This window comes from Candidatus Schekmanbacteria bacterium (assembly GCA_016219965.1).
GTDB lineage: Bacteria > Schekmanbacteria > GWA2-38-11 > GWA2-38-11 > J061 > JACRJM01.
In genome coordinates this window covers 321,658-343,290 of record JACRJM010000007.1, presented here as the reverse complement: position 1 = coordinate 343,290, position 21,633 = coordinate 321,658, and the positions used below count along the sequence as shown (strand labels likewise).

The following is a 21,633-nucleotide window of genomic DNA, read 5'->3' as shown; positions in this document are numbered from 1 at the left end:
TTTGAGAGTACCTCAGTAGCTAATTGTTAAACCCAATACAGATTATATTAACGAGATGAGCATAGCAAAGTGTACATCATGTTACAAAAGGAATATTAAAGATTAATTTCCGCTAAAACTATTGGTGAGATTTTCTTTTTGAAGAAATTAAAATAGTAATTCTTTAGTCTTATGTTTTCTAACTTATAATTTGAATGAAATAACCTGTTTTCCCAGATTTCTGTTTCACTAAGTGATAGATGCATTTTTTTTATCTCATCCATGCTGATTTTTTGTTTCGTAAACTGAATTTCTTGAAAAAATATCAAATCAGGGTTCCTGTCTAGCACATATACCCCATCACCCTTTTCATGACCTGGAAAACCTCTCCCCATCTCAGGTATTATCCTCATGGCTATATGTCTGTCACAAAGTCCATACATGTCTATTGATGTGAATTCTGTAAAAAATGGTATGCCTCCGGCATTTCCTGTCGCTATTATAGTTTGAGGCGGGTAAATTGCTTTTAAATAGAATGCTGCATCTTGCACAAACTGGATAGATTGCTTTCTTTCTGACGTAAATCTTCTTAATGCATAGTCATTTGCATTCAATGGCATGGAGAATAAACCGGTTATTCCAACCATCAGGCACATAAAAAGCGCAGGTTTTTTTGTCATCAATAAAAATTGCTGCGATGTTTTTTCTATTGCGACAGAAGAGAGAAATGCCAGATAAAGCGTTATAACTATATAAAATCTGAATGTTGGCTTAAAATCTCCTCCTATAAAGCAAACGTATAAAATATAGATAGCCGGAATCAGAAATAATGTAGTCTTTTCTTTTGTTGGAAGCTTCCTTGACATTAGCAGTATCGTGGCGCCTATTATGCTAATTATAATTAAAATAAGATTCTTGTGGAAGTAAACAACTCCATAATTAATGCCTCTAAATAAAACAGACAAACTATTTCCAACCTTGGTATGAAATGTATTTGGAACTATGTCTCCATAATAAAAAAAACGAAAAATAAAATGAGTTACAACGGGGGGTATAAAAAATGACCATCGCAAAATAAGTTTCTTATTAAATGTTTTCTTTTTTAAAATTGATGACAAATCAATCAAACCAATTATTCCAGCGACAATTAAACCATCCGGTCTTGTTAATACAGTAAAAGTGAGCAATAAACCAGAAAGACATATCCTTGAATAGTTACGCTCTTCATATATATATGCAGAAACAGATAAGATGATCATTGCTCCATAAAATACAGTTTCAAGTCCCATTATTGATTCTGCTCTGAAATATGGAATAGAAGCCAATATTAGTGAACTTATTCCGGGAGATATTGAATCCTTAGATACAAAGATTCTTGTTAATATAAAAACTGCCAAAATTGCCAAACATCCTGATAATAATCCTAAATATCTCAGAAATGTCACGCCGTCTATATTTAGAAAAAACGGGATAGAAGATATTATGGTCCACGAAAAATTAGTATATCCTTCTACTTTTTCTCCTAAGTTATAAACCAGACCATTCCCTTGTGAAAAATTCATTGCATAGCGAAGACTAATAAAAGCATCATCCTGAAGGCAAAGCCCTAATCCTAATGCATTAAACGCATAAAATATAATTGCAGTTATCAATAAATATATTTTTATATTAGACATGGAAAAATTTTATTTGAATATATTAAATATTTATTACATAGTAATATACTTAAATTCAAATAGTAAATATAAAAGTATTTAAAAAAGTATTATTAAGATAATAACTAAAGAGGGAAAAAGAAATCAGAAGAATTTTATTGTTGCAAATAAACTGCAGGAAAATAGAGATTGGAAAATAATAAGTACAAATAGATTATTATTTATTATTGAAAGATGAAATTATCCTGCCAGTTCCAAGTTCTGCATTTTTCCTGATGGCCTCGATTTCCTTTACCGAGGCGTTGTCTATATGGATGCCGGCGATGGTCACAACGGTTTTGCCTGTCGATGACGCAACCTTTTCAGCTACTGATTTTGCCACTTCATCATCCTTGTGCCCTGTAACTGCAAGGAGCGATGTGGTAGAGCTCATTTTTTCATTATTCTTTAAGCTTGGGCGCGGGATGCTTAACGCAACAGCTCCGACATGCGGTTTGGTTCCTCCGGAAATCGATATGGAAATATCGTTGCCAAGGATTATGACAGAGAAATCTAACTTTGCCCTTCCTCTTCCTATGGAAAAGTTATTAGTCATTTCTTCAGTGCTTCCTTTATTTTCCCGCCGAGATTTTTTGCTTCTGCCATTACATCAGGCTTTTCTCTAACATCTCCCATTCCGACAATGGCGCCTATTTTTCCGACCAGTTTCATCTCGCTGAAAGTCACATAACCTTCCATTGTTTGAAGAGCTCTCTCTACACCATGCCCTGCCACAGCAGAAACAAGCACCGCAGGTTTTCCGGCAAGAGGTTTTCTGCCGTGCATTGGCATTTCAGACTCTTTCCCTATGCCCATGTAGCCCATGGCAATGCTCCTGTCCATCATGCTTTTTACAAGCCCTGAGACATCTCCGTAATAGCAGGGTGAGCCTATGACAAGAGCCTCGCAATCTATAATTTTTTTATAAAGCTCAGTCATTCCGTCATTTTGCCAGCAGTTTCCCTCGAAAGCGCATCGCATGCACCCGGTACAATATCCGATGTTCAGGTCTATCAGCCAGACAAGTTCTGTTTTTCCGCCTGTTCCTTTTAAAACTTCTTGAACTATGGCACCGCTGTTGCTGTCCTCTTTTCTTCCGCTTCCGCAAAGGCCTAATATCATTGTTTATCTCCTAATTTTTTGATCATATTGATATACTGTCCCCTCTCAAATCCTGTTGAGCGAAAATACTCAACAAGGTCGACATCATTCCAGCTTACCATTGTAATAATCTCTTCTATCCCCGCTTTTTTGAAATAATCGAACAAGGCATCGATAAGTTTTTTCCCTATTCCCATACTCCTATAGTCAATATCTACACCTATGATGTCAAGCCAGCCGGATATAGGAGACATATATTCCCATCCTCTTATATCTCCCAGGATAAAACCCACAAGCTTGTTATCCACCTCAGCTACAAAGCATGCACCCGGCTCGCTAGAGAGATATTTGGTTATCTTCCCTGTCCAGTAAGCCTCCTGCGGTTTTCCCGTTATTCTTTCATCTATTTTTCTTATTGCGTCAATATCTGCGCGGGAAAGATTCCGGATTATTATCTCATGCATTTTTCTCCCCCTTTTAATATATTTTTTTAAGATTATAGAAGCGCTTTTTTTTACGAATTCAGGACGCAGAATGCTTTTCATTATGTCCTTATATGCCCTTTGCCCTGACACGGAATCAAAGAGCGCATCATAAATTATGGGGTTTACAAGCGCTACATTCATGAGATAGCTCATGAATAGTCCGCTTGCCTTGTTGCATATCGTCCTTACCATTGCTCCGTAAATATAGTCATCAAGGAGGTCCTTGCAGCTAAGCTCGTACTTGTCAAATGAGTCCTTCCCGACTCCGTAATTGATAATCGCATCTGCCGCTCTTATCCCAGTGGTAACGGCAACATTGATTCCCTTTCCTTTGAAAGGCCGCATCCATCCCGTTGTGTCACCTACTGCGACATAACGGTCACCATATGGATTCTGCGATGGCGCAGTGGGAAAGCTCCCTTCAAAGTAGTTGAGCTCTCCATAGTTTATGTCAGGCAGGTGCTCCCGTACTTCTTCGAGTGAAAGAAACATATCCATGTCGAGCGACGTGACTTTTTCCCCTGCGATATTGATTATGACATGGTCCCCTTTGGGAGAGATGGCGCCGAACTCTATTCTTGGAATCTCTCGGGGTTTGACATAGGCATAGATGATATTCCCGATTTTTTGCCTCATAACTACGGGGCTCGAATGAATCTTTGTTATGTATGTTTTTAAGACTTTTTTCGGACGGTGGTACTGGCGGGCTCCTCTTGTTGCATCCTCAAGCACGGTAAGCATCATGCTGTCTAATCCAAAGGCGGCAACCATGCAGTCCGCCTTGAGATACCCGCTGTCGCAGTAAATCCTCACACTCCCTGCCTCTTCTTCAGGTGTCATGAATTCAATGTAATTGACCCTGCTCCTTATCAGAGTTGCGCCGAGCTTTTGTGCAGTTTCAAGGAGAAACCTGTCAAATTCAAGTCTGCGGACTGTAATGGTAAGCCCTGCATCGCCTTTATCAACGAGGAGTATCTCGCTTTCATCATAATGGAGCATATATGCGTAAATGGTTCTTTTGAAAAGGTTTGGAGGGAGCTCTATGTCCAGCTCTTCAGATAGTATCTCTATGAGCGGCGGGGAAAGGACTCCAACGCACTGGTTATGATGGACCTGGAAATCCTTTCCTTCATACATCGTAACATTAATATTGATACCGCGTTTCTTTGCCTGCTGAAGGAGCCTTATCGCACAGCTTGAACCTGCGGGACCTGAGCCCACTATTGCTATGTTGGCATTATTTTTTAATGGCAGTTGAGCCAATTTATTTTAGCCCTTTTAAAATATTGGTAATCTCTTTTTCTGTCATCGCTCCCATCTCAGTTATAAATCCGCTGAATTCGTGAAGTGGAGTTATATCAAAATATCTGTTTTCCACTTCGATTGATTTTACTTTCCCCTTATACACTTCATAAGATGGCTTGTTTAGTATTTTTATTTTCTTTGAATGCGGAGAAGGTAATACCTTTTCAATTGTGAATGCTGAATAGGCTGGTTTCTTTAATGCCTTTGCCGAGGTTGCGATCCATTCCGTTCCGGTCTTGTTTATAATACCATCCGTTGTCACTGTGTCTGCACCTACAAGTATCATATCGCAGGATTTTATTGCTCCATAAATCGCGGCATCGACTATGAGAGTGGTTTTTATTTTTTGTTTTGCAATCTCCTCTGCAAATCTTACTCCTTCAAAGGCAGGCCTTGATTCCGGACAGATGACGCTGAAATTCTTCCCCTGCAAAGAAGCAAGCTTTAAGATTTGAAGTACAGCGGTGCTGTAGCTGTAAGTGAGGATGACCATTTTATCTTTTATTATTTTTGCGCCATTCTCAAAAAGTTTATTTTCATCTGTCCTGATTTTAGAACAGTAGGCACCAAGCGCTCCAAGCACAGAAGCTTTAAACGGAGTTTTTTTTGTTTTGTTTTTTAACTGCGTATTTATAAACTTGCATAAATGATAAATGGCAGCCATTGACTGATGGGATTTAAAAGCTTTTTCAGCGGCACCTCTCAGCATTGAGGCAGCTTCGCTGTCAGATGTTGATTCAATCAATAGTATCTCTTTAAACAACCCTGCCAAACTTTCTCTGATTGCAGCAGAGCCGGAGGTGTTGTCTCCGATGATGGTAGCCAGATTTTTATTTATTTTACGATTCATGTCATTCATTTTTATAAATATATTACAGAAATCACAACCAGCATAGTTTAATGATAAATGACTTTTAAAATATCCTTTTTGCAATTTGACTTTTTTTGTGGAAATTTCCCATGTTGAACAATTTTCTATTGCATTCAGAATGGGTTTTTGGTAAAAGTTACGCACTATGAATGAAAAAGAAACAAACAACGTACCGGGCGGGGACAAGCCCATCAGAGTTCTTGTTGCAGGAGCTACGGGTTATCTTGGAAGCCTCATTGTTGAATCCTGCAAGCTGCAGGGATTTTGGGTGCGCGCTCTTGCAAGAGATGTAAAACGCCTCAAGGTGAGGGCTCTCTGCGATGATGTCTTTGTTGGTGAAGCTACCAAGAATGAAACCCTTGAAGGTCTCTGTGATGGGATAGATGTTGTTTTTTCATCAGTGGGTTTTATGACATTTGCGAAAAAGCCAAGCATCTGGGAGGTTGACTACGAAGCAAACATGAACATCCTCAAAAGGGCAAAAGCTGCCGGGGTAAAACATTTCATCTATACATCAACAGTTGGCTGCAATGAGATGGCGAAGAACGTAAAAATTGCCCAGGCAAAGCAGGCTATTGGAAAAGAACTTGAAAAATCTGGTATGCGCTGGACAGTTATGGAGCCTACCGGTTTCTTCGATGACATGCGCAAACTTTATGACAGCGTGATGCAGCGCGGCACTGCTTTTGTTTTTGGCAATGGCCAGACAAAGCTTAATCCAATTCACGGAGTGGATCTTGCAAATGGCTCTGTGCAGGCAATAAAAGACGAGTCCATGTGGAATAAATATGTTCCCATAGGAGGTCCTGAAGTTTTTACCCATGCGCAGATTGCAAAGATGATATTTGATATCCAGTCGAAGCCGCCTAAAATAAAGCACATTCCTATATGGCTTCTTAAGGTGATTTCCGTTATTGCCAGACCCATTAATAAAAATCTTGCCGACATGCTCTGGTTCTTCATTGCTATCGGTTCAATCCCGGATCTATCAGCGCCTCTCTATGGTGACCACCATCTGAAGGATTTCTTCATGCAAATCCATAACGGAGCAAAAGAAGCATAGCATCAGCCCTCTGCAAATATTCTTCTGTAAGCGTTTTCTATTGATTTAAGCTCTGCTTCTCCAAGTTCCCAATCACAGCTTTCAGCATTGTTTATCGCCTGCTCTTTGTTTTTTGCCCCGACAAGCGCTGAAGATACTTCCGCCTTTTGGGTAAGCCAGTTCAATGCCACATGAGAGACAGGCTTACCGTGCTCATCTGCAATCTTTTTAAGCTCGCTTATTAAAGCCTGCGCTTTGCTCCAGAGGGGTTCCTTGTAGAAGGGATAGAAAAAGTTTCTCGCATCTCCTGCACTGAATTTTGGTTGCTTGTCATATTTACCCGTAAGTATCCCGCTTGCAAGCGAGCCGTAAGTGAGTATTCCTATATTGTTCTCCCTGCAAAACGGGATGATTTCCTTTTCAATGCTTCGCTCGAGCAATGAGTAATGGGACTGTAGACTTACAATCGGTGCAGCCTTGACCGCCTCTTGAAGCAGCGGGACTTCAAAGTTTGAGACTCCTATGTGACGGATCTTTCCTTCTGTTTTGAGCTTCATCATCATTTCAAGGGTTTCTTCGATCGGTGTTTTGGGATCCGGCCAATGGCACTGGTATATGTCTATGCAGTCAATTCCAAGACGTTTTAAAGATGCCTCCGCCTCCTCCCTCACCCTTGCAGGCTTTAAGTTAAAGGCAAATCCTTTTCTTGTGTCTATGCCGCACTTGGTTGCGATTATTACCTTATCTCTTTTACCTTTGATTGCCTTCCCGACCACTATTTCCGAGTGGCCGTCTCCGTAGGCAGGCGCTGTGTCTATTAGATTGATACCTGCCTCTATTGATGCCGTAATTGCTCCTATTGACTGTTTATCATCTGATTTCCCCCAGAACATCCCTCCGATTGCCCATGTGCCGAGCCCTATCGCAGATACATGAAGACCGCTGTTTCCAAGTGTTTTATATTTCATGGCCTTTTCCTTTTATTCAAAATATATTTTTTTGATTACTTGATTATAATGATATATCAGTTTTATATAAATAAACATCTTCAGTCATATCAAATAAAAATAGGAGAAGCTCATGTATAAAGGCAAGATCCTCTACGTTGACCTTTCAAGCGGTAAAATAAATGAAGAAGAATTGCCGGAGAAGCTCTTGCGGGACTATATCGGCGGCTCAGGCGTGAATGCCCGCCTGTTCTATGATATAGTGCGCAGCAATCCTGACCTTGATCCTCTCTCACCTCAAAATCCTCTGATCTTCGGTGCAGGTCCTCTTGTGGGAACAACATTTCCCTGCGCAACGCGCTACACGGTTACGTCAAAAAGCCCTCTTACGCGAATCTTTGGCGACTCAAATGCGGGCGGTTTTTTTGGAGTAAGGATGAGGCAGGCAGGCTATGACCATATCGTCATCAAAGGACAGTCTGAAAAACCTGTGTCGCTTTTAATTGAAAGGGGAAAGAAACCTGAGATTATTGATGCTGAAGATATATGGGGGCTTGATACCTATGTTTCTGATGATGCTATCCAGGAAAAGTACGGCAGGTGCGAATCAGCCCGCATAGGGGTTGCCGGAGAGAACCTTGTAAGATATGCAAGCATCTTTTCAGGCACACAAAGAGTGAGTGCAAACGGCAGGGCAGGTATGGGATGCGTGATGGGTTCAAAAAAACTAAAGGCTGTTATCGTAAAAGGGAATGAACATATACCTGTTGCGGACAAGAAAAAGTTTGATGAGCTTGCCAAATTTTACGGGGACCTATGGACGGGAGGACCGCAGACAGGTGCAAATGCAGAGTATGGAACGCTTATCCTCATAGCACAGGCTGGGGCAGAGGCAGCAGCCAATAATGATCAGCTTAAAATCAGCCCGGAAAATCTTGAGAAATACGACCTCGGTGATTTCATTACAAAATACAAAGACGGCAAATCCAGTTGTTACAGATGCCCTGTCGGATGTTCTCAGAAATGGAAGGTAGATGAAGGAAAATATAAAGGTGAGCACGGAGATAAAATTGAGTTCGGGCATTACGTTAATCTGGGGCCACTTATCGGGGTCTATGATTTCCCGTCACTCTTTCACCTTGCAGACCTTGTGAACCGCGCAGGTATGGATGTGACGCAGTTTGGCTGGAATCTCTCGATGGCAATGGAATGTTTCCAGCGCGGCATCATCGGCACTGAGGACACCGACGGAGTCGAGCTTAACTGGGGGGATGTCGAGCTCATATCAGATCTGATTTTGAAAACTTCAAAAAGGGAAGGCTTTGGAGGTCTGCTTGCAGAGAGTATGCCTGATGCCGTGAAACGGATCGGCCCGGATGCCGAGCCATATGGATTCCACACAAAGGGAATGACATTCCCTTACAGGAGAAAAGGAATGCTTCCGATGGCGCTTGCCTCTGCTGTTGGACCGCGCGGAGCTGACCATATGAAAGGGCATCCTTTCTCATCACTTGTAAACCAGCGCGATATGCTGGAGAGGATATTCGGGAAAGATGTCCCGGAGGAAGCAGGCGACCACAAGAGCCCTGTTGCCAAAGGGCGCGTTGTCTGGTGGCATGAGAATTTCAAGATGCTTATAGATTCTCTTGGATTCTGTTTCGTCCCTGTTGCTTCAACCAACATATTCGGCGATCCTCTCATGATGTTTGAAGAGATAGGGGAAATCTATGAGGCTGCCACAGGGATTGACCCTTCGCATCTTTTCGAGGCGGCTGAAAGGGCTTATCAGGTGGAAAAAAGTTATAATGTGCTCCTCGGATTAAAGAGATCTGATGACTTGCGGAAGGGAACCACGCGGGGCGAGACGGATCAGATTGACCATCCCGGTATGCTTGATGAATATTATTTTTATCGAGGTTGCTCGAAAGACGGAATCCCGACCAAGAAGAGGCTCGAAGAGGTTGGTCTTTCAGATGTCGCAGAGGCTCTCGAAAAAGCCGGAAAAATCTCCGACAGCACATGTCCATCCATAAGCGATCTTATTATTTCACAAGCTCGTCCCTGAATACATCCTTATCATCCGGAGTAGGGGAGAAATTGCTGTAGCAGAATAAATAAGTTGTTCTGTCAGAGATATTTTTTATGGCATGGCTTATGTCAGGCGGAATAACAAGAAGTATCTGTTCATTTCCGTCAAATACTTCTTCTTCGGTCTCTCCTGTATTCCTGTTCCTTGCAATAACCTTGCACGGGCCGCCGATAAGCCAGATCTTCTCCTTCTGCTTTATGTGATAGTGATTGCCGCGCACCACTCCCGGTTTCATGCTGACAATATGTATATTTGAAACCTGTCCTGCCTTTAGTTCTTTTTCATCAACAGGTCTTGCAGCAAACCCCCTGTTGTCCGAGTCTGAGCTGACCCGTTGTATTTCTATGAGTTTCATTTTATTCCCTCCTTCTTTAACTACTAAAGTTATTAATTTCTGTTTTTCATGTAAAACTCTATCCTACCACTTCCTTGAAGTGAAGATTAAAAATGAAATTAGTATCATATGCTTCATAATTAAGTGAAAAATTCACCTGAATAAAAAAACTGGAACTTTTTAATTGGAGGGAAGTCTTATCCAAAAGATTACGAAGTTCAAAAACTTTTTTTTATCGATCCTGTGGAGATAGTCAAAATGGGGGGTGATGATGAGACTGATACGCTTCAGTTCAACCTTTATTGCTGCAGCAATTGTTTTCCTATTACTAATGTTTCCGCTGAAACCAGCTTTTTCAGAAATCGATATTTATAAATTTCCCGGAGATATGGGGAAATTGTCATTTTCAGGCGAAATGCTATGGCGCTATGAATACAGGGATTGGTTCGACCCGAAACCCGGGTATGACAATCAGTATGGATTTTTCTTTCAAAGGACTCGTCTTGGGCTGAAACTTGATACTAAGAAAATAGATGTTGTTGTAAAAGGAGAGTATATACACCTTTTCAACCTTCCCGAGCGCTCTATTGCACCGGCGCCATATGGCCCGCTCGGACTTGGTGCGATTTATTATGCTCATAACCAGTCGCAGGGGGAGGCACCGCACAGGGTATTTTTGAAGAACGCTTACATTAATCTGAAAGATCCTTTTGGTGTGGGAATTTCTGCTAAGTTCGGTCGCTATGATTATATTGACGGGCTCGAAGTTATGACTGATAACCCGAAATTCAATTTCCTCAAGAACATAAGAATCGGGCACAGGCTGATAAGCTCAATAGATTGGACTGCTGTCAGCAGAAGTTTTGACGGCGGGGAGATTTCCTATGACAATAGAATGGTAAATGTACTTGCCGGCATAACCCATCCGACAGAAGGAGGATTTGATGTGGATGGCCAGGAGGCAATTGAAGATGTTGATCTTTTCTATTCATCTTTTACGATCAAAAAATCTTCTCTCATTCCAAATACTGAGATGAGATTTTTCTACATATACTATGATGATGACAGGAGGGTATCACAGAGAGTTGACAATACTATGCTGCCCGCAGAAAAGGCAGACATTGAAATACATACATTGGGGTTCAATGCAGTTGGGATTTATGGGTTTGGCCCCGGAGAAATTGATATGGTCTTGTGGTCTGCATTCCAGTTTGGCGACTGGTATGAACAAGATCATGGAGCCTATGCCGTTGCCACGGAAGTTGGATACCAGATGACGGGGGTTCCCCTTAAACCGTGGATAAGGGGAGGATATTTTGTAAGTTCGGGGGATGGAAATCCTTCAGACAGTGACCACAAGACTTTTTTTCAGATTCTTCCTTCTTCGTGGCTTTATGCACGGTTTCCCTTTTACAATGCCATGAACAATAAAGATCTTTTCGGTATGCTCATATTAAAGCCTTTTGACAATCTAACAATCAGGAGTGACTGGCATTTTATCTGGCTTAATGAGGCAAAAGACAGACTTTACTCTGGTAGCGGGGTTTCTCAGGAAAGAGGTGATATCTTTGGTTATATCGGGCGGCTGAGCATGGACAGACAATATGTTGGAAATCTTGCAGACATCTCTGCAAATTTGAACGTGTCAAAGTATCTTGACGTTACTGCGTATTACGGTCATTTTTTCGGAGGCGATGTGATGAACGACCTTTTTCTTGGCAAGAGCGATGCGGATTATTTCTACATGGAGGCGAATTTTCATTTCTGAGCTTTTTAAGGGAAACTGACTTTTTCAGACAAATCATTCAGCCACCGGCTTCTAAATTGATTTTATCTGAAGGGTATGATATTTTCCGCAATCATATGAATAATAACAGACTTTTTAATGCCCTGCCAGAATAAACAGAAGATTGTGTCGATCCTTGCCGGATTGGTGCTTTTGCCTTTCCTCTGTTTTATCTTTCTCTCAGACCTTGACGACCTCGGCAACTACCAGGGTGATGAATCTACATGGATTACGGTATCGGAAAGGCTTTTCCGTCTCTATGCGCTTGAGCGCAATTTTAGCGATCCGGACTGGTATAAGGAATTCAACACCTTTGGCTCACGCCAGCCTCAGATAGGGAAATACTTGATTGGTCTTGGTGCCGTGACAACTGATTTTAGGGGTGATCCCCGGGAATATCTCTGGCAGTGGTCAAAAAGCCGCGAATGGAATATGGGACATACTGTGCCGCCTGCTAAAGTTGTTGCCCGTGCCCGATTCCCTGTAGCAATTATGGGTGTTATCGCTTGTCTTTCTTTTTACTGGCTTGTTACACTTGTAACGAATCAATGGTGCGGACTCCTTGCCCTTGCCAATCTTCTTGGTGCAAGGCTTCTGCTTGATTTGAGCCGCCGAGCAATGATTGACACTCCTGCTTTTACTTTTGGATTGCTCACTCTGATTGGAATGGTTTATCTTCTGCGTTCACTGCGGGACAATCACACAGGGAGCGCTGTGTATTGTGCAATACTCACCGGGCTTGCTGCCGGCGCTGCTGTCGGTACCAAGCTTAATGCACTGCTTATACTTCTTGTGTGTATCATCTCAATTGCAGGTGAAGCATTGCTTTCGATTTATTCAAGTCGGATCAAAGCATATGCCGCTTTTCTGTGTATGTTCATTGTGCTTGGAGTTGCAGGTATGGTTTTTTATCTTTCAAATCCATTTCTTTATCATGCGCCTCTGGCTGGATTTAAGCATATGCTCGAAATGAATGATATTGTCTTTGATATTCCTTACCAGTCACTTAGCACATTGCCGGAGAGGATTTCCGCGCTCTGGAAAAACACAGGTGTATTTGCCCCTTTCGCCAATATTGGACTTCCAGTGGACCGCGTTATCCTTTTGCTGGGAATTGTTGCATTCTGTATTATGTCATTCCGGCAGGGGTATAAAAGGCTTCGTTACTGCGGACTCGATCTCATACTCTTATGGATTGTTATCTCCTATGCAGGAATAATCCTCTGGCTGCCCCATGACTGGCCGCGCTACTATCTGCCTTTACAGCCATGCAATGCCTTTCTTCAGGCCTATGGAATATGCTGGGTTGTTAGCGGGTTGCGGAATCTTGTAAGGTCTTAATCTGTTTTTCAATTTATTTTGTGCCAACTGATATGCTGTGTTAAATAAAGAATATGATTTTTGAATATTTACTTTTAGGATTGGCCGGTGTGATAGCGGGCATAATGAATGCACTTGCCGGAGGAGGCACACTTATTTCATTCCCAATGCTCCTTGCGGCAGGGATTCCTCCGATAGCTGCAAACGTTACCAACACTATAGCTTTGTGTCCGGGACAACTTGGCGGAGCTTTTGCTCAGTCAAATGATTTGCGCGGGCAGAAGGAGAGGTTTTGGCTCTTCCTTCCGACAGGCATCATAAGCGGAGTAATTGGCGGTGTGTTGCTCATAAATTCGGGAGAAAAACTTTTCCGCTCACTCGTTCCTTTTCTCATCCTCATTGCATCAGGATTGCTTGCAGTTCAGGAACCTTTGCGAAGGTGGCTTATACTAAGGACTGCCAATAAAGGAAGCTCCGTAATATCGCATAAATGGGTGATCCTGCCTGTCGGTATTGCAGGGATCTATGGCGGATATTTTGGTGCAGGGCTTGGTGTCATTACGCTTGCAGTTCTCGGTCTTGCACTTGAAGATTCGCTTACAAGGCTAAATGCACTAAAGCAGACATTCACCTTCAGCGTAAATGTTTCAGCTTCCATATTCTTCCTTTTTTCAGGGCAGGTTGTCTGGCCTGCCGCTTTTGTTATGGCAGCAGGAGCCATCATAGGTGGGTCATTGGGCGGTAGACTTGCCGGCCGTGTCAGACCATCATCGCTTCGCTGGGTTGTGGTTAGTGTCGGGGTAGCTGTAGGAATAATATACTTGGTTAGATAAAAGGAAAGATGGAGGTTTCCTCTTACTATTTTTTTCGGAACAGTTCCTTCTGAGGGTTTTCTTTGGTGACAAAATCTTTTATTTTTTCGATTAATTTTTTTGCCGTGTCTATTGCGGTTTCAGCTTCTTGCGTTGTTATGTGGTTTTGTGAGTCGTAGATAAAATCATGGCGTTTCCTGCGCATACGGTTAAAGCGGCTAATTATATTTTCGTATTCATCGCCCATGATTAGCCTTGTAAACTCTATTATGGTTTTATGAGACTGTTTTGATGTGGGGAGAAATCCCTTGGAAAACATGAGGGCTTTGCTTGCCCTCATCATAGCATGGTAGGCAACAGCAAATGCCCATGTAAGGTCGATTGATAATAGGGACTCTGCAGTTTTCAGGTCCTTTTCTGTACGTTTTAACTGATATTTGATCTGTTTAAAATCTGGCTGCTGTTTCTTAATGAGGTTTGACTTCAAGAATTTTTCGTAACTCATCCTCAGTCCCTGTGATCATTATTTTTTTTTCTCTTATAATTTCTATCAGAAATGGTTCCTCTTTTTCTACATTTTTTCTAAATTCAGCAGGGCTGAAAAGTTTATAATTAATTTCACGCCTGAGTGTATCTTCCAATTTATCGAACTGCTTAATAAGCTTATCTTCATCAGGTTTGCCTATTATGACAAGGTCAATATCAGAAAGGATAGTTTCTTTTTCTTTGGCAAATGAGCCATATATAAATGACAACTTTATATTCCCGATTTTATCTAAAACTTCTTTTATACTTCCCGTGATACCTACTGTTTTAAAAACAATACTTTTTAGTTCTTTGTACAGCGGATAGGTTTTGTTTGCCCTGAAATACCGGGCATTAGCCCTGTATTCGCTGGATATAATCTTTTCTTTTTCCATGTTATTCAGCATTCTCTGAAAAACACCCGGTTTTTTCCCTAAGATTCTCCCGATTTCCTGAATATAAAATTCTCTTTCCGGATTCGTGTAGAAGAGTCTTAAAAGCCCAGCCCTGTTTTTTGTCAGTTCTTTCATTTCTATTCCTTATATGCAAACTGCATACAATTATATGCAAAGTGCATATAGTGTTCAAGGAATTTATATTAGATTTTGGGTGCCCTCTGAAAAATTCCATGTGGCTCGTTTCGGTCAGTCTTCGGTAATTTTTTCAACTCGACCTTCGGGCTCAGACAGTCAGAAATTTTAACCCTCAGACTTTCCATCTCTCACCTGAATATGATAGCGAGTGCAACCATGCAATTTGATTGCGAGGTGAGTGAGCGAATATAATAAAATGACAAAACATTACATATGGAGATTTTCAACACTCCTGCGTGGAAATATACAAATTTTCAAGGGGCTAAAAAAATGAAAAATAAAGATTGAAAGCTGTACTATTTATTGCTTTTTTAAGTTAATACGCTTTCACATCCATTAGTAAAGTCTCACGCTTTTATAATCACCTAAAATTTTATCTGTGTAGTTATGGAAGCTTGCTTATATATTTCATTGTAGCAAACCCAATTAATAACAACCCACCGATTAATAAAAAAATTATATGGTACAACCATGCCCATCCACGATTTATTGTATTAAATAAGTTTTTTTCTTTCCCCCAATTTCTCCATTTATCAGGGAAAAGCCTTCCGTCTAGTACATACATATTGTTATCATGAAAACCAAGAATTCTATTAATTTTTGCAATAACCTGGGCTGCTTTATTGTGACGCATCGCATTTTCATATATAAAAAATATTCCACAATAGCCAATAACAATAATTAAAACAATTAGACCGATAAAAAAATTTATTGGAATTATGCTTTCATAATTGTTAATGAACACAGCTAAAGCGCCAAAAAAAATAAGTATATCCCTTGTAGACCGATGTTCTTTTTCTCTTCTAAACATTATTTCCTTCCACAAGGAATCATAAGATAACTTAATGGCTTCAAATTTATCTTCTTTTGAAGTGATCATTGATTGATCCTTTGTATCTATAGTGGCGCTTAAATTATATTGCTCTCCTTGAAACATTTCTGGGAATTTATATTCTTCACACGTCTTCTGATAATTATCAGTTATACATGGGTTGCATTTGGCTTTGATATTAAAATGTTGATTAAAACTATCCCTGCGGTTTATTAAGGCATTAACCAATTGTTTTGGTATTGTTTCATCTATCCACCAATCTTTAGGGACTTCGTTTACCGCATTTTTAATAACTTCATTTGGAATGTTTTTGATTGAGTCCACGGTACTATCAATAATATCTTTCAATTCAGGCGAGTTAAAAACTTCTAAGAGCTTTTTACACTTCTGCTTATAAATTTTTCCATTTTCCAATGCAGCAATTCTTTTTTTCATCTCTTTACATTTGATATCTTTCCCAAGTAACGCATCATCATAATCAATTGAGTAAAGTTTAGCTTCATTTTCAGAAAATCTTCGGTAAACGAAATTTCCACAAGTACGGTCTGTGTTATTTACAAATAAATCGAAACAGGCTGATTGTGCAGCAACCTCTACTCCATTTATAAATATTAATTTTTGGGAATTTGCATTGCCCTCTCTTCTAAGGTAATCGCGGAGCTTTGCATTGACACCAAGATATTCAATGGCGAAATATTGTAAACCAGAATAATCAATCCATTTATATTCGAGGGATGCCAATCCTATATGCTTAGCCAAAATTGTGCAAACTGCCTCATTGGCTGTCGCATATTTATAGCAATCATAGCAAAATTCTTTATCGTGAATGTCACAACTTCCTTCTTTTTGTGGCTTACAAAAATATTGAATATCTTGTCTTTGAACTATAAGCCACTTTTCACGTTCTTGGCTTGATTCGGCATTAGTAACGCGAACCCAATCTGTCATCGAAACAAATCCTTAGTCATCAATCTAGGTTAGGTGTTGCTTATAGATGTTAATCTGTATTTTCATTTATGATATGATTTATTTGTATTTTAAATATATCTTAGCTTTATTACATATATCAATATTAAATTCTGGAGACATCTTACTTCTTTTTTTTAACCCCATTGAAAATTTCAGGTGAGCGAGGGAAGTCCTGAAGGTTAGAAATTTTTTCTTGTTTGAGCGCAGGACGTGCGAGTTGAAAAAATTTACTGAAGGACGACTGAGCTAACCGTCCGGAAATTTTCTGGGGTGCCCTTTTCTTGGTTCATTCTTTTGGGCACGCAAAAGAATGAACAGAAAAAAGACTGGATTCCCGTTTGCACGGGAATGACAAGAAGAAATAAGGAAATGACAGTAACTACGAGATTGCTTCGCGTTGCTCGCAATGACAAATATGGAATCTCTGAATATATTTTTTGACTCTTTTCAATATCTTTTTCTATTGCCTATATCTAAAATTTAGCTCATAGGAGTAAACAGAAGTTAGAAATAAATTCTGAAAAATATATACTGTTCCATGTTCAGACATTCCACATTAATGTGATGGTGGTTAGACGTGAAGGAATGCAGATCAGCAGGAATAGATATTGGCTCTGTTTCAATCGCACTTGTTCTTCTTGATCATGGAAGAGCAGTCGCATACAAAGATTACCGCCCCCACAACGGAAAAATATATGCAGTCCTCGAAGAAATGCTTGGGAGCCTCCCTGTTCGAAAGCTTGCCAGTTTCGGGGTTATTGCTGAAAAAGGACGTGAGTTCTTTACTTCCGGCATTGAGGTTAATGAACAGGTTGCAATCATCGCAGGCGTAAAAAACGTTTGCCCGGAAGCACGCTCGATCATTACAATCGGTGGAGAAACTTTCGGACTCATACTCTTTGATGGAAATGGCAGATATAAAAAATACATATCCAATTCTGCCTGTGCCGCTGGCACCGGCTCATTTTTAGACCAGCAGGCATCACGTCTTGGGCTTAGAGGAAGTACGGAGCTTTCAGCCCTTGCTGAAAAATATCATGGAGAGCCTCCTAAGATTGCAACCCGCTGTGCAGTATTCGCAAAAACAGACCTTGTCCATATGCAGCAGCAGGGCTATGACCTTCCGGCAATAGCCGCTGGCCTTTGCCATGGTGTAGCTCAGAATATCTGTGACACTCTTTTCCACAGCATCGAGATTCTTCAGCCAGTTCTTGCAGTAGGTGGTGTCAGCAAGAACAAGAAAGTGGTCCAGTATCTGGAAGAAGCGCTGAATCAGCCTTTAACAATATTTCCTGACAGCGAATACGCCGGTGCAATCGGTGCTGCCCTGTCTGCGGCTGAAAATCAGCCTGTCCAGGACAGCGAGCCGTTAATTGAGGTGAGCAGTCTTCTATCCGGTGCAATGGTTTCGAGGTCATATTTTTATCCTCCCTTAGCAGAGGGAAAGACATCTCTCACAGATTTTTCAAGCTGGCAGTCGTTTATCAGTAATGATGTTGAGATTGATATATATGAAAAGCTTGAAAGTCAGATGGCTATTGACTGTTATCTGGGGCTTGACATCGGCTCAACAAGCACAAAAGCAATTCTTATGGGTATGGATAAGAGAGTGCTTGCAGGGTTCTATACCCGCACTATGAGCCAACCCATTCCCGCAGTCCAGAAACTTACCCGGGCTTTAAAGGAAATTGAGAAAAGACTTTCAGTCAAGTTCAGTATTACAGGAACAGGGACAACCGGCTCCGGACGTAAGTTTATCCAGCGTGTGACCCGCGCAGATTTTGCTGTTGATGAGATTACTGCCCATGCCCGCGCAGCATATCATTTGAATCCCGACATTGACACTATCATTGAAATCGGCGGGCAGGATGCAAAATTTACGGTGATGCAAAAAGGGAATGTGACTTTTTCTGTGATGAATTATGTCTGTGCTGCAGGCACGGGAAGTTTCATCGAAGAACAGGCAAGGCGCCTCGGAGTTGACCTTAAGTATTATTCCGGACTTGCCATGAATGCGCCGGCTCCGCTTATCAGTGACAGGTGCACGGTGTTCATGGAAAGAGATCTCAATCATATGCTTAGCCTCGGTTACAGCCGTGAAGAGCTGCTGGCAGCAGCCCTTCATTCAGTGAGAGATAATTATCTTTCAAAAGTAGCCCATGTAAACAAGATCGGCAGTCACATTGCTTTCCAGGGCGCAACAGCAAAAAATCACGCACTGGTGATGGCATTTGAACAAAAGCTCCGGAAACCCATTTATGTCTCGAAATTCTGCCATCTTACAGGTGCGCTTGGAGTATGCCTGAAAATGGCAGATGCAGGACTTTCGCTTGATTCCCGTTTCAGGAGAGATCTTCACAAAGAACAGATTGTTGTTGATGAATATGTCTGCGATTACTGCAAGAACCACTGCAAAATAAACAGCATTGTGCTCGATGATGAAACCCTTGGATGGGGCTATATGTGCGGCCGTGTCGAGCATGACATAGAATACAGGAAAAAAGAGGTTTCGGGCTTTGATCTTTTGCGGAATCATCGAAGGGTTTTTGATGTTTCCGGAAAGTCTAGCTCTCATTATGAACATGCTGATGTGAGCATCTTTGGTGAGTTTCAGAAAGGGGGGATACGTGCAGTTATAAGAAGACCGGAATTTTCTCTTTCACGCCTGCGAAACCGGATACAGTTCAATGCAATTGAAATCCGTAATGAATTGTTTTCATCAGGCATAGTGCAAAGACATCAGAATGGAGAGAGCACATCCCAAATCAAAATCGGATTGCCGTCAACTCTTAATATGATTGAATATCTTCCTCTATGGCAGTTGTTCTTTAAAAGCCTTGGTTTTACTTTCATTGTCAGTACCGCTGATACATCACGCATCTCAGAGGGAAAAGAAATAAGCGGCGCTGAATACTGTGCACCGCTCACTGAATTCCATGGCCATGTAAGAGAGCTTGAAGGAGAGGCAGATTTTATTTTCTATCCACAGCTTTTTGAAAATACAACACAGATGCCCGACAATAAACAGGAAGAGGAGCCAAAGTCATACTGCTATTATTCAAGCTACGCAATACCCATTATTCGTAGCATTCCGGGGTTTGACCTTGAAGGCAAACTCATTGCGCCTGTTCTGAAAATGAATGGAAATATTGACGAGACTATCCGGGAGCTATATCTCAGTTTTCCGGAAGAGATGAAGGAAAGAACATCGTTTAATCTCGTGGAAGAAGCATTCCAGCTTGCCTGGGACTGGTTCCGGGAGCGCAGGGCAGACTTGCGGGATTTATTTCGGAGCCAGCTTGGAGCTTCAAATGATATTGGCATAGTCCTCATGGGACGACCTTATCTGGTGCTCAATAATGCTCTCAATAAAAAAATTCCGGACAAGCTTGCAGGGATGGGAATCCAGTCGTTTTCGATGGACATGGTTCCTGTTGAAGAGGAGCGCCTGGATCTAGCAAAGGATTTTCTCCGGTTTAATCACTGGTATTACGGGAACCTTATTATCAGGACTGCTGAGATTGTGGCGCAGACTCCCGGGCTTTTTCCCATTTATCTCACTGCCTTTAAATGTTCCCCTGATTCATTTATTATCTCATACTTCAGGGAGATTATGGATTATTACGGGAAGCCTTATCTGATTTTGCAGATCGATGACCATGAAGCAGGCGAAGGATATGACACAAGGCTTGAGGCTGCCATTGAGACCTTTCGTAATTATTCGGTTTCTAATTTAAAAGCGAAGCGGCCTGTGATCAGATTGAAAAAAACATTTGAAAAGAAAACCTATCTGATTCCATCCTATGACCCTTTGAGCGGCAGGCTGATACAGGGAGCACTTATCAATGCCGGTATCGATTCCATGCTGATTGAAGAGACTCCGGAGATATTTCAGAGAAGCCTCAGGATCAATGACGGGCAATGCCTTCCTGTTAGCATAATGGCACTGGGTATCCAGCATACCATAAAGAAACATGGTCTTGACCCGGCAAAGACAGCGTTGTTCAGCAACACTGAATCTCAGGTATCATGCAACCTTCCGCAATACCCGGTGATGATAAAGAAGATGCTCGAAAGGCTGTCCGGAGGGATGGAAAAAGTGGATGTGCTGGTAAGCAGGTTTCCTCCCACTGACCTCTCCATCGAGTTAGTGTATGAGATATACATGTCATATCTTATTGCAGGACTGGTGCAGAAGATAACTCATAAGATCAGACCCCGTGAAAAGCATGATGGTATGACCGACAGGATTTACCGAAAATCTTTGGACAAACTATTTGATTGTTTTGCAGGAGGTGCATCAAAGGAGGATGTTTTCAAAGCAATAGTGGATGATTTTCTCAATGTCGAAATTGAAAGAAGTTCTCTCCCTGGTGTCGGTGTAGTGGGTGATCTCTATGTGCGCGATAATGATACATTCAATCAGGGTCTCATCAGGGTGCTTGAAAAAGCCGGTGCAGAAGCAGTCACTGTTCCTTTAGTTGATTCCATCAATCTGGTAGTAGGAAATCATTTTAAAATCCAGTGGACCAGGGGATGGTATTTTGAACTGCTTAGGGACAAGGTCGCTTACAATACATTGCAGCTTTTCAGTAAAAAGATAATCAGCATTGCGGCGCCGATTTTACAGAATGGCACCTGCCAGTTGAAACGTGACCCGCTGGAATATCTTATTAAATACGGGTTTAACGTAAGACACGGAGGAGAGACCGCAGAAAACCTTCTCAAGGCTTATTATCTTTATGAAAACTGTTCTGATCTGAAATTTATAGTCAATGTTAATCCGATTTTCTGCTGTCCCGGCCTTATCAGCGAGGCAATATACAAGAAGGTGGAAAAGGATATAGGGATTCCCATCGTGTCTATCACCTATGATGGAACTACATCAGACAAGAACAGGGTTCTGCGCCCATATCTGCATTTTTTGAAGTGATGGTTTTGATGTGGAA

At 41.4% G+C, this 21,633-nt stretch carries 16 protein-coding genes; 6 read left to right on the top strand and 10 right to left on the bottom strand.

The window, feature by feature from the left end; translation table 11 throughout:
- Positions 1–95 precede the first annotated feature (95 nt).
- The 5 genes from HZA77_10020 to HZA77_10000 form a co-directional block, all read right to left on the bottom strand.
- A complete protein-coding gene (locus tag HZA77_10020) occupies positions 96–1,655 on the bottom strand; it encodes a hypothetical protein (GenBank protein MBI5375763.1) in 1,560 nt (519 codons plus the stop codon).
- Between the two features lie 196 nt (positions 1,656–1,851).
- Positions 1,852–2,229 carry a hypothetical protein gene (locus HZA77_10015; GenBank protein MBI5375762.1) on the bottom strand — a complete coding sequence of 126 codons (378 nt, stop codon included), beginning with the start codon at positions 2,227–2,229 and terminating at the stop codon, positions 1,852–1,854.
- Complete coding sequence (locus tag HZA77_10010; protein ID MBI5375761.1) at positions 2,226–2,795, bottom strand: flavodoxin family protein; 570 nt, start codon at positions 2,793–2,795, stop codon at positions 2,226–2,228. The genes HZA77_10015 and HZA77_10010 overlap by 4 nt, the downstream gene beginning before the upstream one ends.
- On the bottom strand, positions 2,792–4,522 hold the full coding sequence (locus HZA77_10005) for a GNAT family N-acetyltransferase (protein MBI5375760.1): 1,731 nt from the start codon (positions 4,520–4,522) through the stop codon (positions 2,792–2,794). The genes HZA77_10010 and HZA77_10005 overlap by 4 nt, the downstream gene beginning before the upstream one ends.
- A gap of 1 nt (position 4,523) precedes the next feature.
- Positions 4,524–5,414 (bottom strand): hypothetical protein, encoded by an 891-nt coding sequence (locus HZA77_10000; protein MBI5375759.1) that lies wholly within the window; start codon positions 5,412–5,414, stop codon positions 4,524–4,526.
- 166 nt (positions 5,415–5,580) lie between these two features.
- Between HZA77_10000 and HZA77_09995 the strand changes: the two genes are divergently transcribed.
- The gene (locus HZA77_09995; GenBank protein MBI5375758.1) at positions 5,581–6,498 is read left to right on the top strand and encodes an SDR family oxidoreductase; all 918 of its coding nucleotides are present in this window, start codon (positions 5,581–5,583) and stop codon (positions 6,496–6,498) included.
- Positions 6,499–6,500: 2 nt separating this feature from the next.
- Here the strand turns inward: HZA77_09995 and HZA77_09990 are convergent, their stop codons facing one another.
- A complete protein-coding gene (locus tag HZA77_09990) occupies positions 6,501–7,445 on the bottom strand; it encodes an aldo/keto reductase (GenBank protein MBI5375757.1) in 945 nt (314 codons plus the stop codon).
- Between the two features lie 112 nt (positions 7,446–7,557).
- Between HZA77_09990 and HZA77_09985 the strand changes: the two genes are divergently transcribed.
- A complete protein-coding gene (locus HZA77_09985; GenBank protein MBI5375756.1) occupies positions 7,558–9,489 on the top strand; it encodes an aldehyde ferredoxin oxidoreductase family protein in 1,932 nt (643 codons plus the stop codon).
- On the opposite strand, the gene HZA77_09980 is transcribed toward HZA77_09985, so the two are convergent.
- Entirely contained in the window at positions 9,467–9,868 is a 402-nt protein-coding gene (locus HZA77_09980) for a dTDP-4-dehydrorhamnose 3,5-epimerase family protein (protein MBI5375755.1), read from the bottom strand. The genes HZA77_09985 and HZA77_09980 overlap by 23 nt on opposite strands.
- Positions 9,869–10,115: 247 nt before the next feature.
- On the opposite strand from HZA77_09980, the gene HZA77_09975 reads away from it, so the two are divergent.
- From HZA77_09975 to HZA77_09965, 3 genes are all read left to right on the top strand, one after another.
- The gene (locus HZA77_09975) at positions 10,116–11,615 is read left to right on the top strand and encodes an alginate export family protein (GenBank protein ID MBI5375754.1); all 1,500 of its coding nucleotides are present in this window, start codon (positions 10,116–10,118) and stop codon (positions 11,613–11,615) included.
- 117 nt (positions 11,616–11,732) lie between these two features.
- Positions 11,733–12,974, top strand: coding sequence for a phospholipid carrier-dependent glycosyltransferase (locus HZA77_09970; protein ID MBI5375753.1), 1,242 nt, complete (start codon positions 11,733–11,735; stop codon positions 12,972–12,974).
- A 53-nt stretch (positions 12,975–13,027) separates the two neighbouring features.
- On the top strand, positions 13,028–13,786 hold the full coding sequence (locus HZA77_09965; protein MBI5375752.1) for a sulfite exporter TauE/SafE family protein: 759 nt from the start codon (positions 13,028–13,030) through the stop codon (positions 13,784–13,786).
- 25 nt (positions 13,787–13,811) lie between these two features.
- On the opposite strand, the gene HZA77_09960 is transcribed toward HZA77_09965, so the two are convergent.
- The 3 genes from HZA77_09960 to HZA77_09950 all read right to left on the bottom strand — a co-directional run bounded on the left by HZA77_09960 (position 13,812) and on the right by HZA77_09950 (position 16,663).
- Complete coding sequence (locus HZA77_09960; GenBank protein MBI5375751.1) at positions 13,812–14,270, bottom strand: HEPN domain-containing protein; 459 nt, start codon at positions 14,268–14,270, stop codon at positions 13,812–13,814.
- Positions 14,233–14,820, bottom strand: coding sequence for a nucleotidyltransferase domain-containing protein (locus HZA77_09955; protein ID MBI5375750.1), 588 nt, complete (start codon positions 14,818–14,820; stop codon positions 14,233–14,235). The genes HZA77_09960 and HZA77_09955 overlap by 38 nt, the downstream gene beginning before the upstream one ends.
- Before the next feature lie 448 nt (positions 14,821–15,268).
- A complete protein-coding gene (locus HZA77_09950) occupies positions 15,269–16,663 on the bottom strand; it encodes a hypothetical protein (protein MBI5375749.1) in 1,395 nt (464 codons plus the stop codon).
- 598 nt (positions 16,664–17,261) lie between these two features.
- Here HZA77_09950 and HZA77_09945 point away from each other — a divergent pair.
- Positions 17,262–21,617 (top strand): hypothetical protein, encoded by a 4,356-nt coding sequence (locus HZA77_09945; protein MBI5375748.1) that lies wholly within the window; start codon positions 17,262–17,264, stop codon positions 21,615–21,617.
- The last annotated feature ends 16 nt before the right edge of the window (positions 21,618–21,633 follow it).